Raw genomic sequence first — 13,659 nt, 5'->3', positions numbered from 1 at the left:
CATGCCAGACCCCGCGGTGGTACAGCCGGCCCTCGAGCTCAGCTTTCTCGATGCCGATGTCAGCGTCGAGCGGCGTCCCGACGGCGCCCTTGTGCTTCGCACCGAGGTGCCGTTCGTGCCGACGGATGCGCTGCTGCACAATTATCTCCGCGAATGGGCAGAGGCGCGCCCGGACCAGACCTTTCTCGCGGAACGAACCACAGATGGCCGGGCCTGGCGGACCATCAGCTATGGCGACGCCCATGAGGCGGCAACGCGGCTCGCGACAGCCTTCGCGGCGCGAGAGCTGGGGCCGTCCCGTCCGATCCTGATCCTCTCCGGCAACAGCATTGCGCACCAGCTGGTCGCGCTGGGGGCGATGATGGCCGGCATTCCCTATGCGCCGCTGTCGGTCGCTTATTCCACCATGAGCGGCGATTTCGGCAAGCTCCGTGCGATCCTGCGGAGTCTCGATCCCGGACTGGTTTTTGCTGCCGAGGCGGCGCCGTTCGCGCGCGCATTGGCAATCGACGAGATGAAGGGCCGCGCGATCGTGCTGGGCGAGGGGCACGCGGAGATCGCCGGCGCGACGGCGCTGCAGTCGCTGCTGGCCGATCCGGCCGATGCGGCGGTGTTGCATCGCGCCCGCGAGCTGCCATCGCAAACGGTTGCAAAAATTCTCTTCACCTCGGGCTCGACCGGCATGCCGAAGGGCGTGCCGACCACGCACCGGATGATGTGCACGTCGCAATCGCAGATCGCCGTGATGTGGCCGTTCCTGCGCGATCACACGCCTGTCATCCTCGATTGGCTGCCCTGGAGCCATGTGTTTGGCGGCTCGTTCAGCTTCAACACCGTGCTCCGCTATGGCGGCACGCTCTACATCGACGACGGCAAGCCGATCCCCGGCGAGTTTGCGCGGACGATCCGCAATCTCCGCGAGGTCAGGCCGACGCTGTACTGGAACGTTCCGAGAGGCTACGAGCTGCTGCTTGCGGTGCTCGAGAGCGATGCCGAGGTTCGGCAAAGCTTCTTCGGCGATCTCGCGCTGATGTTCTACGCCGGCGCCAGCCTGCCGGCGCCGCTGTGGCAGGACCTGGTGACGATCGGACAGCGCGCCAGCGGCCGCGTCATTCCGATGACCACGAGCTGGGGACTGACCGAAACCGCGCCGTCGATCACCATGATCAACCGCGCCGTGCTGGCGCCGGGCAATATCGGGATTCCGATGCCGGGGCTCGCGTTGAAACTGGTGCCGCACCAGGGCAAGCTCGAGGCGCGCGTCCGCGGGCCGAACGTGATGGACGGTTACTGGAACGCGCCGGAGGCTACCGCGGCGGCGTTCGACGAGGAGGGATATTTCCGCACCGGCGACGCCGTCATTCTCGCCGATCCCGACGATGCCACGCAGGGGGTGATGTTCGACGGACGGACGACGGAAGATTTCAAGCTCTTGACCGGAACCTGGGTCGATGCCGCCGCGATCAGGCTGCGCGCGCACGCCGCGATGGCGGGCCTGATCAATGATGTCGTGGTGACCGGCGCCGATCGCGACGACGTCGGGCTGTTGCTGTTATGCGCCGCCGGCCACGATCCTGACGACCCCGCCTATCGTGGCAAACTTGCCGCGGCGCTGCTTCGTCTCAACCAGGGGGTGACAGGCGCGTCGCAATGCGTCGCGCGCGCCATCATCATGCGACAGCCGCCGAGTTTCGATTCCGGGGAAATCACCGAGAAGGGGTCGTTGAATGCCCGGCTGATCCGCGAGCGCCGCGCCGAGCTCGTCGAGGCGCTGCATCGCGGCAGCCATCCTGACATGATCGGCGGCGGCTGAACGCGACCGTCGCCGCAGCCGTCAGCCGTTTTATTTGTTGCTAAGGCAACTAATTTGTGCGAGCGTTTTTAGAAAGCCAAGGGATGAGCCGGTCAACGGCTCGCCTGTCGGGAGGGACAATGGATTGCTGCGCAATGCGGGCAATGCGAACGGCCGCCAGCGCCGGGGCGCCGTCGTCAGCTCGTGCTTTGCCCGGTCACGGCGCCGAGATTTTCGTGCAGCCGGCGCAGCAGGTCGATCAGCACCTCGCGCTCGTCCTTTTTCAGGCAGGCCAGCAGCCGCCGCTCGCGATCCAGCGCGGCGACGATCACCCTGTCGTGGACGGCGCGGCCGCGGGCGGTCAGCGTGATCGAATGGGTGCGGCCGTCGTCGGGTGCAGTGCGGATCGCCAGCAGGCCGCGCTTTTGCAGCGCCGCGAGGTTGCGGCTGACCGGCCCCTTGTCGAAGCCGATGACGTGGCAGATCCGCGAGGCCGGAATGCCGGGCTCGATCGCAAGCTGCGATATGATCCGCCATTCGGTGACGTTGACGCCGAAATTCTTCTGGTAAAAGGCGGTGGCGCTGTTCGACAGCTTGTTGCCGATGAAGGTGATGAACGCCGGCACGTAGCGATCGAGGTCGAGCAGCAGGCCGCTGGCGGCATCTGCGGGATCGGCCGGTCTGGGCCGGCGTGGCTTTCGGGGGAGTGGCGTACTCATCTCTCAAATCATCGCTGTGAAATGGTCCGGGAGCAATAGACATGCGGCCCGTCTTGACAAGATCAAACCTCGGGAGGTCTCGATGACAGCATCCGGCACGTCCGTCCCGCATCTCGACGTCGACCCCTTTGCGATGGAGTTCTTCGCCGACCCGTTCCCGACCCATGAGCGGCTGCGCGAGGTAGGGCCGGTGGTCTATCTCGACAAATGGAACGTCTACGGCGTGGCCCGCTATGCCGAGGTCCATGCGGTGCTGAACGATCCCGCGACGTTCTGCTCCAGCCGCGGCGTCGGCCTGAGCGACTTCGCCAAGGAGAAGCCGTGGCGGCCGCCGAGCCTGATCCTGGAGGCCGATCCGCCCGCCCATGGCCGCACCCGCACGGTGCTGAGCACGGTGCTGTCGGCGACCGTGATGAAGCAGCTTCGCGGGCGCTTTGCCGTCGCCGCCGAGGCCCGCGTCGATGCCCTGCTCGAGAAGCGCAGTTTTGATGCGATCGAGGACCTCGCCGAAGCCTATCCGCTGTCGATCTTCCCGGATGCGTTGGGCTTGAGGTCGGAGGGCCGCGAGCATCTGCTGCCTTACGCGAGCCTGGTGTTCAACGCCTTCGGCCCACCGAATCAGCTGCGCAAGGAGGCAATCGAGCGTTCGGCGCCGCACCAGGCCTATATTGCGGAGCAGTGCCAGCGCGACAATCTCACCCCTGATGGCATCGGCGCCTGCATCCACGCCCACGTCGATAACGGCGCCATCACCGCGACCGAGGCGCCGCTGCTGGTGCGCTCACTGCTGTCGGCGGGTCTCGATACCACCGTCAACGGGATCGGCGCCGCGGTCTATTGCCTCGCGCGCTTCCCCGACCAGTTCCAGAAGCTGCGCGCTGACCCGACGCTGGCGCGCAACGCCTTTGAGGAAGCCGTGCGGTTCGAAAGCCCGGTCCAGACCTTCTTCCGCACCACCACACGCGACGTCGAACTCAGCGGCGCCACGATCCCCGAAGGCGAGAAGGTCTTGATGTTCCTCGCCGCCGCCAACCGCGATCCGCGCCGCTGGGACCAGCCCGATACTTACGACATCACCCGCCGCACCTCCGGCCATGTCGGCTACGGCTCCGGCATCCACATGTGTGTCGGCCAACTCGTTGCACGCCTCGAAGGTGAGGTGATGATGGCGGCGCTGGCGCGGCGCGTCGCCAAGATCGAAATCACCGGCGAGCCAAGGCGCCTCTTCAACAATACGCTGCGTGGGCTCAACAACCTGCCAATCGAGATCACGCCGGCCTGACAGGCTGGCTCACGAACAACACAAGAGGGGAAATACGATGAGGGGCTTTGGGTTGGCTCTGGCGCTGGCACTGTCCTGCGCGGCCGGCGTGGCGCATGCGCAGATATCCGGCGAGGTGGTGCGGGTCGGCGTGCTCAACGACATCTCCGGCATCTTCCAGGACACCAACGGCCTGGGCTCGGTCGAGGCCGCGCGGATGGCCGCGGAGGATTTCAACGGCGGCGGCAAGGGCATCAAGGTCGAGATCGTCTATGCCGATCACCAGAACAAGGCCGACGTCGGCTCGGCGATCGCGCGCAAATGGCTTGACGTCGACGGCGTCGATGCCATCGTCGACGTGCCGAACTCGGCTGTCGGGCTCGCCATCAACTCCCTCCTGCGCGATTCCAGGATGACGTTCCTGGCGTCCTCGACCGCAAGCTCCGATCTCACCGGCAAGGCCTGCTCGCCCAACACCATTCAGTGGGTCAACGACGCTTGGGCGACCGGCAACACCACTGCGGCGGCGATGATGCAGCGCGGCGGCAAGGACTGGTATTTCGTCACGGTCGACTACGCGCTCGGCAAGGGCATCGAGGCAGAAGCGACCAACTACATCGAGAAGCACGGCGGCAAGGTCTTGGGTTCGAGCAAGCATCCGCTCGGCACCTCCGACTTCGCTTCCTTCCTGCTGCAAGCGCAGAACTCGAAAGCAAAAGTGATCGGGCTCGCCAATGCCGGCGGCGACACCATCAACACCGTGAAGCAGGCCGCCGAGTTCGGCATCCAGCAGGGCGGCCAGACCCTGGTGGCGTTCCTGCTGTTCGTCAACGACGTCCACGGCATGGGCCTGAAGGTCGCGCAGGGCCTGCAACTGCTCGAGGCGTTCTACTGGGACATGAATGACGACACGCGCGCGTTTGCCAAGCGCTTTGCCGCGCGTCCCGGCATGAACGGCAAGATGCCGAGCGGCAACCAGGCCGGCGTCTACGCTTCCACGCTCGCCTATCTTAACGCCGTCGCCGCCACCGGCAGCGACGACGCCAAGGCGGTGGTGCCGCAGATGAAGACCTTCAAGGGGGCCGACAAACTGTTCGGCGACGTCACCATCCGCCAGGACGGCCGCGTCATCCATCCGATGTATCTGTTCGAGGTGAAAAAGCCGGAGGAGTCGAAATACGCGTACGACTATTACAAGCTGATCGCGACCATCCCGGCCGACCAGGCGTTCCGCCCGCTCGCGGATGGCGGATGCGCGCTGGTGAAGTGACGTTGTTGCCGCGTACGCAGATGCCGTAGAGTGGGCAAAGCGCAGCGTGCCCACCACTTCGATCACCGCAGAAATGGTGGGCACGGCGCAAGCGCGCCTTTGCCCACCCTACGGTCCTCCATGCGCCTCGATCCTAAGGCGCGCAGGTAAAACTCACCGCGCCTGTCACCGGCCCCGCCTTGTAATGCGGCCAGGCTGGCCAGCGGCACAACGGCAGTGCGCGCAGTGGGGCGAAGTCCGGCGCCGCGACTTTCTGCTCGACGACTTCGAGATCGCCGGGCGCCTTGCCGTTCTCGACCCAGTCGACCAGCACCGCGAGCATGTCGACATTGGCCGGCGCGCCGGAGCCGACGTGGTCGACGCCGGGCGCGGTGTAGAGCCGCGCGAACTCTGCCGTCTTGTCCTTGCCGAGCGTCTTCTCGACGTTTTCGAAATAGCGGATGCCGGCATAAGGGCTTTGCGCGTAGTCGGCCATGTGCTCGAGGATCACCAGCTTGCCGCCGTGGGCATGGAAGCGGCTGAGGTCCGGATCGGTCGAATCCATCAGCGCGGAGACCTGCAGCACGCGTTCCTTGTGGTCCTCCGGCTTGTAGGTCGTGACATCGAGCTTTGGATCACGCGCGAACACATACTGAATCCCGCCGGCGCCATAGATCCAGGCGATGCCGTTGGTCGGGGCCGGCGGCTGCGCCGGTGCCGAGGTGCCGAGCCACCAGGCGATCCAGCCGCCGGTCGGGCCAAAGGCCGGCGTGTTCTCGCCTGAGACGCCCCAGCCCGGATAGTCGTCGAGCCCGTTGGCGACTGGGAACGGGAACTTGTAGGTCGAATGCAAGGTATCGATCGCCGCGATCTGCTTGTCGGTCAGGCAATCGTCGCCGCTCTGGCCCGCGGCGCAGCGCAGCGTCTCCGGCTTGAACTGCGCCTTGCAGCCGACCGGATTCTGCACCAGGGCGTCGTCGGAGCCGTCATCCTTGTCGCAGGCTTTCAGCACCGCATCGGCGACAAGCTTTACCTGCGCGGGGCGGATCCAGCCGTCGCCGATCGTTGCGACGCCCGAGCGGGTGCCGGCATGCTGCAGGCCGACCCAGTTGATCACAGGCACGCGCGCCAAAATGCCGTCGAAATCCTCGGGGTAACGCTGCGCCATGGTCAGTGCCTCGCGGCCACCTTCCGACGATCCCATGAAGTACATCTTGGCCGGCGGATTGCCGTAGGCGCGCACCATCAGCGCTCGCGCCGCATCGCGGACCTTCTTGTAGGCCTTGTGTGCAAAATTCTCGAACGCCTCGTCGTTGAGCGCGAATAGTTGCGGCGGCTCGCCGGGTTTGGACTCATGGCCGGAGTCCGTACCGTAGGTCGTAAAGCCCAGCGCCAGCGGCGCGGCCTTGCCGAACGGATAGGCCGGCGGCAGCGAAAGGCCGGTGATCAGCACGCCGTTGAAGCCGCCGCCGCCATATTGCACCGAGCGGCCGTTCCACTCGACCGGCAAATTGACCTCGAATTTGATCGGCGGCGCTGCAGGATCGGTCGCGGCGATATGCCCGAGCACCTTGCAGAAGGCGGGATTGGCCGGGACGATGCGTCCGGCCGGCGTCGCCGACTTCTCCATCACAGTGAGCGGCGTTGGCGCCTGTAATGTGGCGCTACCGATTGTGACTGCACCGTCGGCCGGGCCGGCCAGCCCGCTGCAGGTCGCCGCGGGATCGCCGACCATTTCCGATGCCACGGCATCGCCAGAGAATGACATCAGCGTGACAAGCGAAGCCGCCAGCGCGATGGCGCGCGCGTCGATCTGCATTGTTTCCCTCCCAGGGAAGATTGTTGCTACGGCAAGTATTTCACGCGAAGCGGCGGTACACAATGGTCGGTGGTCGAGATTGAGTTACAACCTATCCCGTCATTGCGAGCGAAGCGAAGCAATCCATCGTGCCGCATACGCGGAAGGATGGATTGCTTCGTCGCTATCGCTCCCCGCAATGACGCAGACTGAATGCGCGTATCGCCGAAGCGCGCCTCTACTTGTCCACCTTGCTGCTGCCTTGCGTGATCAGCCGGGCCGCGCGCTGGTTGCGGGCGTGGATCCACATCCAGCTCAGTGCGACGCTGAGGCGGTTGCGCAGGCCGATCAGGAAGTAGATGTGAGCGATACCCCAGATCCACCAGGCGATGGTGCCGCGCAGCTTGAACTTGCCGAAGTCGATCACTGCGAGCCGCTTGCCGATCTGCGCGAGGCTGCCGGCATGCTTGTAGCGGAACGGCGGCAGGGTTTCGCCCTTGAGCCGCGCCTTGATCTGGGCTGCCACATAACGTCCCTCCTGCTTCGCCGCCGGCGCGATGCCAGGCACCGGATTGCCGTCGGAATCCTTGATCGTGACGGTGTCGCCGACCGCGAAGATATCGGGATGGCCGGGCACGGTGAGATCAGGCTCGACCTGCAGCCGCTGGGCGCGGTCGGCCGGCGCATTCAGCCATTCGGCCGCGCGCGAGGCCTGGACGCCGGCGGCCCAGACGATGGTGCGAGCCTCCAACCGCTTGCCGCCATAGACCACGCCGTCGGCAGAGCATTCGGTGACGGGCTCGCCGAGCATCACCTCGATGCCGAGGCTTTGCAGCGAGCGCTGCGCATAGGCCGAGAGATCGTCGGGAAAGCCGGCCAGCACTCGCGGGCCGGCCTCGATCAGCACGACGCGCGCCTTGCGGGTGTCGATGTGGCGGAAGTCGCGCGGCAGCGTGTCATTGGCGAGGTCGGCGATGGTGCCGGCCATCTCGACGCCGGTTGGGCCGGCGCCGATTACGACGAAGGTCAACAGTGCCGCGCGGATCTCCGGATCGGTCTCGCGCTCGGCGTGCTCGAAGGCAACCAGGATGCGCCGCCGCAGCGTGGTGGCGTCCTCCAGGGTCTTCAGCCCGGGCGCGAACGGCTCCCATTCGTCATGGCCGAAATAGGCGTGGCGTGCGCCGGTGGCGAGGATCAGCGTGTCAAAGGGAATGCTGTCGCCGTCATCGATCAGCACGTGCTTGCCGGCTGCATCGACGCCGCAGGCATTGGCAAACAAGGTGGTCACATCGGGGCGGTCGCGCAGCAAATAGCGGATCGGCCAGGCGATCTCGCTGGTCGCGAGTGACGCTGTCGCGACCTGATAGAGCAGCGGTTGGAACAGATGGTGGTTGCGACGGTCGATCAGGGTGATCTCGACCGGCGCGCCTGACAGCCCGAATGCGGCCTCGAGTCCGCCGAAGCCGGCACCGACGATCACCACGCGATGGGGTTTGGCCGGTGCTTGCGTCATGCGATGTCGCCCTCGGTTTCGAATGGCTTCGTCGCCTGATTATGTAGTCATTCGCGCGTCCATTCCAAGACGAATATTCCAAGACGAATTACCCGATCGGTCGATAGCGAAGCGCTATCGTCACGCATCCTGCGGCACGGTTGCAACGGTCGCGCGGCGTCGCGCCGGCAGGAGCAATCCGGCGATCGCACCGGCGAACGACAGCGTCGCGGCAAGGCTCATCGCCGCGGCAAATCCGCTGGTGAAATGAATGGCGGAGTCCGCCGCGCCATCGGCCGAAAAGCTCGCCACCAGCGCCGCGACGCCGAACATCCCGCCAAGGAAGCGGCCCATGTTAAAGATGCCCGACGCCTTGCCCATTTCAGTGACCGGCACTGAACCGAGGACGGCATTCTGCGCCGCCGGCATCGCCATCGACACGCCGACCCCGGCGAGCACCAGCGGCACGACCAACGCGGAGTAGGGCACCGAGGGGCTCACGATCTCGGCGATCCAGCCGAGCCCGATCGCCTGCATCAGCAGGCCGGTCACGACCAGCGGCCGCTCGCCGAAGCGGTTGACGACAGCGCCGGCGATCGGTGCGGTAACGAACAGCGTCGCGGTCCAGGGCAACAGCCGAAGTCCGGCACCGAACGGGTCGAACCCCAGCGTGATCTGCAGGAACTGCGGCAGCAGGAACAGCACGCCATACATCGCGGCATAGAACAGCACGCTCGCGGCGATGCCTGCCGCGAACGGCCGCGAGGCGAACAGCCGTAGCGGCACCATTGGTGCTGCGGCGCGCAGCTCCCACAGCACGAAGCCGGCCGTGAACGCGAGGCCGGCGATCAGCGTGCCGATCACTTCTGCGCTGGCCCATCCGACGGCGTTGCCGCGCAACAGGCTCCAGACCAGCGCCAGCGCGGCGAGGGCGACGAGCAACAACCCGGTGATATCCAGCGGTGCGGCCGGGCCGAAGCTTTCGCGCAAGCGCGCCCGCACTAGCGCGATCGCGACCAGGCCGATCGGCAGGTTGATCCAGAAGATCCAGCGCCAGCCGAGATGTTCGGTGATGAAGCCGCCGATCGCGGGGCCGATGATCAGCGCGCATCCGGTAATGCCGCTGAAAATGCCGAGCGCGCGGGCGCGGTCCTCGCGGCCGGAGGCGCCGCTCAGGATCGCCATCGCCAGCGGCATCACCAGCGCCGCGCCGGCGCCTTGCAGCGCACGGGCGGCGATCAGCGCACCGGCGTTGCCGGCCAGTGCGCAGGCCGCGGAAGCCATCACGAACAGGGCGATCCCGGCCGCGAACATCCTGCGGCGCCCAAAGCGGTCGCCGAGCGCGGCGCCGGTCAGCAGCAGCACGGCAAAAGTCAGGTTGAAGGCGTTGACGGTCCATTGCAGCGTTTGCAGCGGGCTACTGAGCTCGGCGCGGATGGTCGCGAATGCCGTCGTGATGATCATGGTGTCCAGCGCCATCATGAAGGATGCAAGTGCGGTGATGCCGAGCACCCAGCGCTGTTCGGCGCGATTGTCGGGGATCTGCATGGTTGGTCTCCCTTGTCGCGCCACCCTGTTGCGGCGCGCCTTGCCGGCAAGACGAGGCGAGAGAGCCAAAGGATGCGGCCACGAAAATATCTTTGCCGGGCCGCATCCTTTGGCGGCCGGCAAACGTCCTTGGGGGGACGACAACCTTTTGTTCCCAAGGAGAGACCCATGAGACGGACCCTGATCAGGTACAAAACCCGACCGGAGATGGCGGACACGAATGCCGAGCTGGTGGCGGCGGTCTTTGCCGAGCTGAACGCGGCAAAGCCGGACGGCGTTCGTTACCTGACGCTGCGCCTGGAAGATGATACGTTCCTGCACTTCGTCGAGGCTGCGTCCGAGGACGGCTCGAGCCCGATCCCGAAGCTCAAAGCGTTTCAGGTGTTCCAGGACGGCATTCGCGACCGTTGCGTCGAGCCGCCGCTGGTTCGGGCGGTCGGTATCGTCGGCAATTATCGGATGCTGGACGAGACCTGAACAGACCGGGCGAGGAACGATGACTCCACTTCCTGATCCGCCGGCGGCGACCGATATCGACGCATTGCTGGCAGCGACGCGGCCAGGACTGCATCGCTACTGTGCGCGCATGGTCGGCTCGGTCATCGACGGCGAGGACGTGCTGCAGGATGCGCTGATCAAGGCAGTGGAAGCATTCGCTTCCGCTGCGCCGATCCAGAACCCGCAAGCCTGGCTGTTCCGCATCGCGCACAATACCGCGCTTGATTTCCTGCGTCGCCGCAACCGGCTGGAGGCGCTGCGTTCGGCTGAGGAGGTGGAGATGATTGCCGACCGGCTTGACGACGTGGAAAGCCGCCAGATCGCCGCGACCAGCCTGCGCACTTTCATGCGCCTGCCGGTGGCGCAGCGCTCCAGCGTGATCCTGATGGACGTGCTCGGTTGCTCGCTTGCGGAAGTCTGCGGCATCATGGATTTCGGCCTGCCCGCGGTGAAGGCCGCGTTGCATCGCGGGCGTACGCAGCTACGCGAATTCGCTCGCGAGCCTGACGATGCGCCGTGGCCCGGGCTGTCGGACGCGGACCGTCTCAGGTTGAATGCCTATGTCAGCCATTTCAACGCCCGCGACTTCGACGCGATCAGGGCGATGATCGCCGACGACATCAGGCTCGAACTCGTCAACCGGACCAGGCTGAACGGCAAGGCTGAAGTGTCGACCTATTTCGGCAATTATTCGAAGATCGATGACTGGCGCCTGGTGGCCGGGCAGGTCGACGGACGTCCAGCGATTCTGGTGTTCGATCCGAATGAGCCGGACCGGCCGAAATATTTCATGCTGCTGAACTGGTCCGCCGACAAGGTCGCGACGATCAGGGATTTCCGCCATGCGGCGTATGCCATCGATGGCGCGGAGTGCGTGGTGGATCGAGGGTAAACACCACTCTCGTCATTCCGGGCTCGCATGTCGCGAGAATGCGAAGCTGCGTCCCATCCACAGATGTCATCGCCCGGCCTGTGCGCAATTGCGCACAGGAGCGGGCGACCCAGGACGCCGCGGCCCATCAGCTCAAGCACGAATGTCTCTGGAATACTGGATCGCCCGTTTTCGCGGGCGACGACAGCCGAGAGCGGGAGCGCTTGAAAGATCAGCTACCGCGTCCGTCCGCCGAATTCGCCGTTGGTCACGCGCGCGATGCGGTTGGTGGCTGCGGCCGGTGGCGCGGTGGGCTTGCGCCAGGCGCCATCGGATGTCCCGCTACGGCCGCGCGGCTGCGCCGGCGCGTCTTCGGAATACCCGCCCGGCCAGAAGAACAAAGCGAGCGTCAGCCCGGCATTGACCAGCGCGCCGACCACCGTGCCGGTGTGCTGATAGGTCAGCGCATATTCGGGGAATTTGCCGGCGACGACGTAGTCGATCACGACCAGTGCGACCCACCCCACCATCACGCAGACCGGATCCCAGCCGATGTCGCGGATGCGCATCGACTGCAGCATAAAGTTGATGGCGAGGATGGCAAAGAAGGCGATGACGATTTGCGGACTGTTCGCGGCCTGGGCCAGCAGCACATCATGGTTTCGCGGCAAGCTGCCGATGATCGCCGCGAGAATCAACGCAAAGCCGATGCAGAGCCCGAAGGTGCCGACCACGAAGGTCAGCCGGCCGATCCGGGCGTTGAAGCCGAACAGGTAACCCAACATGTGACGCTTCCCTTTCGGCCGAGCTTCGCCCGCCAGTGCTTTCGAGACCATGAAGCGTTGGCCGGCGTGTCGGCGCGTGGTTTCCGGTTGCTTTACCGAATGCGTAAATCCTGCTGCGGTGCGCCAAAGGCTTGGGGTTTTGGGATTTGGGTTCTTCGGGCAGATGCCTGCGACAATAGTTGCCTACGCAACCGGCATTATATTTCTTGCCACGGCCGGTTTAGACGAATTATGGTGCAAGGTGCTGGGGTATGCGCCGAAGGTTCTAAAGCCGGGGCGTCGGTTCATGCTTGCTGCAGACTTGCGATATCGCGCACAAAACACGTCACTGAAAACGGCGCGCGCAAAGCGCGGAGCCAGGCCGGGTTCGCGGGCTGGCGGGACTTTGCTGAGGAGGGGAGTGACTATGAAAAAGGCATTTTGGCTGGCAAGCGCCATGGCCGTGGTTTCGGCTCTGGCGCTGGCGCAGCCCGCGACGGCGGCTGACAGCATCAAGATCGGGTTTGTCTCGACCTTCAGCGGCCCGACTGCGGTGATCGGCAACGATATGCGCAATTCCTTCGAGCTCGCGCTCGACCATCTGGGCCGCAAGATCGACGGCAAGCCGGTCGAGGTGATCTATGAGGACGACCAGCAGAAGCCCGATGTCGGCAAGCAGAAGACCGAGAAGCTGGTGCAGTCCGACAAGGTCGATTTCATCGTCGGCTATATCTGGTCGAACGTGCTGCTGGCGTCGCTGAAGACCGCGGCCGACTCGAAGACCTTCCTGATCTCGGCCAATGCCGGTCCGTCGCAGCTCGCCGGCGAGCTGTGCTCGCCCTACACCTTCTCGACTTCCTGGCAGAACGACCAGACGCCCGCCGCGATGGGCCTCTACATGAACCAGAAGGGCGTCAAGTCGGTGTTCCTGATCGGCCCGAACTACGCCGCCGGCAAGGACATGCTCGCCGGGCTGAAGAGCACCTTCAAGGGTGAGGTGGTCGGCGAGGAATACACGGTGTGGCCGAGCCAGCTCGACTTCTCCGCCGAGCTGTCGAAAGCGCGCAACTCCAAGGCCGAGTCGATCTTCGTGTTCTATCCGGGCGCGGCCGGCGTCCAGTTCCTGAACCAGTACGCCCAGGCCGGCATCAAGGCGCAGATCCCGCTCTACACCGCGTTCACCGTCGACGAATTGTCGCTGCCGCTGCAGAAGGACAACGCGATCGGCATCCCTGGCGCGCAGGAATGGGTCAACGATTTGCCGAACGCCGAGAACAAGAAGTTCGTCGAGGATTACCGCAAGAAGTACACCGGCCTGCGCCCGACCTATTACGGCGCCCAGGCCTATGACGCCGCCCAGCTCATCAACAGCGCAGTCATCGCGGTGAAGGGCGACCTCACCAAGAAGGACGAGATGAAGGCCGAGATGGAGAAGGCCAACTTCAAGTCGCTGCGCGGCCCGTTCAAGTACGGCAGCAACCACATCCCAATCCAGAACTTCTATCTGCAGGACGTGGTCAAGGACGGCGACGGCCAGCTCTCGCTGAAGACGGTCGCGACCATCGTCAAGGACGACCAGGACCGCTTCCACGACAAGTGTTCGATGAAGTGATTGGAAGTCACCTCGCCCCGCTCTTGCGGGGAGAGGTCGATTGCGAAGCAATCGG

Annotated in this window: 11 protein-coding genes; 6 read left to right on the top strand and 5 right to left on the bottom strand. The window is 65.1% G+C overall.

The genetic code is table 11. From position 1 onward, the window contains the following. The first annotated feature begins 1 nt into the window (after position 1). The gene (locus UP10_RS29395; protein WP_044590693.1) at positions 2–1,813 is read left to right on the top strand and encodes a feruloyl-CoA synthase; all 1,812 of its coding nucleotides are present in this window, start codon (positions 2–4) and stop codon (positions 1,811–1,813) included. Between the two features lie 176 nt (positions 1,814–1,989). Here UP10_RS29395 and UP10_RS29390 read toward each other — a convergent pair whose 3' ends face one another. Beyond that, positions 1,990–2,511: a MarR family winged helix-turn-helix transcriptional regulator gene (locus tag UP10_RS29390; protein WP_044590692.1), complete on the bottom strand. Its 522-nt coding sequence runs from the start codon at positions 2,509–2,511 to the stop codon at positions 1,990–1,992. 82 nt (positions 2,512–2,593) lie between these two features. Between UP10_RS29390 and UP10_RS29385 the strand changes: the two genes are divergently transcribed. Both UP10_RS29385 and UP10_RS29380 read left to right on the top strand, forming a co-directional pair. Continuing rightward, positions 2,594–3,793, top strand: coding sequence for a cytochrome P450 (locus tag UP10_RS29385; protein WP_044590691.1), 1,200 nt, complete (start codon positions 2,594–2,596; stop codon positions 3,791–3,793). Between the two features lie 37 nt (positions 3,794–3,830). After that, the gene (locus UP10_RS29380; RefSeq protein WP_044590690.1) at positions 3,831–5,042 is read left to right on the top strand and encodes an ABC transporter substrate-binding protein; all 1,212 of its coding nucleotides are present in this window, start codon (positions 3,831–3,833) and stop codon (positions 5,040–5,042) included. 133 nt (positions 5,043–5,175) lie between these two features. Here UP10_RS29380 and UP10_RS29375 read toward each other — a convergent pair whose 3' ends face one another. The 3 genes from UP10_RS29375 to UP10_RS29365 all read right to left on the bottom strand — a co-directional run bounded on the left by UP10_RS29375 (position 5,176) and on the right by UP10_RS29365 (position 9,859). Next, on the bottom strand, positions 5,176–6,789 hold the full coding sequence (locus UP10_RS29375; RefSeq protein ID WP_044590868.1) for a tannase/feruloyl esterase family alpha/beta hydrolase: 1,614 nt from the start codon (positions 6,787–6,789) through the stop codon (positions 5,176–5,178). 268 nt (positions 6,790–7,057) lie between these two features. Continuing rightward, positions 7,058–8,332, bottom strand: coding sequence for an NAD(P)/FAD-dependent oxidoreductase (locus UP10_RS29370; protein WP_044590689.1), 1,275 nt, complete (start codon positions 8,330–8,332; stop codon positions 7,058–7,060). Between the two features lie 120 nt (positions 8,333–8,452). After that, the gene (locus tag UP10_RS29365; protein WP_044590688.1) at positions 8,453–9,859 is read right to left on the bottom strand and encodes a DHA2 family efflux MFS transporter permease subunit; all 1,407 of its coding nucleotides are present in this window, start codon (positions 9,857–9,859) and stop codon (positions 8,453–8,455) included. Positions 9,860–10,027: 168 nt separating this feature from the next. Here UP10_RS29365 and UP10_RS29360 point away from each other — a divergent pair, with 168 nt between their 5' ends. Continuing rightward, a complete protein-coding gene (locus UP10_RS29360; RefSeq protein WP_044590687.1) occupies positions 10,028–10,336 on the top strand; it encodes a hypothetical protein in 309 nt (102 codons plus the stop codon). Positions 10,337–10,355: 19 nt separating this feature from the next. Continuing rightward, positions 10,356–11,249, top strand: a complete 894-nt coding sequence (locus UP10_RS29355; RefSeq protein ID WP_044590686.1) for a sigma-70 family RNA polymerase sigma factor — start codon at positions 10,356–10,358, stop codon at positions 11,247–11,249. 215 nt (positions 11,250–11,464) lie between these two features. Here the strand turns inward: UP10_RS29355 and UP10_RS29350 are convergent, their stop codons facing one another. Continuing rightward, positions 11,465–12,013: a hypothetical protein gene (locus UP10_RS29350; RefSeq protein ID WP_044590867.1), complete on the bottom strand. Its 549-nt coding sequence runs from the start codon at positions 12,011–12,013 to the stop codon at positions 11,465–11,467. A gap of 406 nt (positions 12,014–12,419) precedes the next feature. Here UP10_RS29350 and UP10_RS29345 point away from each other — a divergent pair, with 406 nt between their 5' ends. Then, on the top strand, positions 12,420–13,604 hold the full coding sequence (locus tag UP10_RS29345; RefSeq protein WP_044590685.1) for an ABC transporter substrate-binding protein: 1,185 nt from the start codon (positions 12,420–12,422) through the stop codon (positions 13,602–13,604). Positions 13,605–13,659: the final 55 nt, after the last annotated feature.

This window comes from Bradyrhizobium sp. LTSPM299 (assembly GCF_000938235.1).
GTDB lineage: Bacteria > Pseudomonadota > Alphaproteobacteria > Rhizobiales > Xanthobacteraceae > Bradyrhizobium.
The sequence above is the reverse complement of the archived record's forward strand: the minus strand, read 5'-3'. Positions and strand labels throughout refer to the sequence as shown.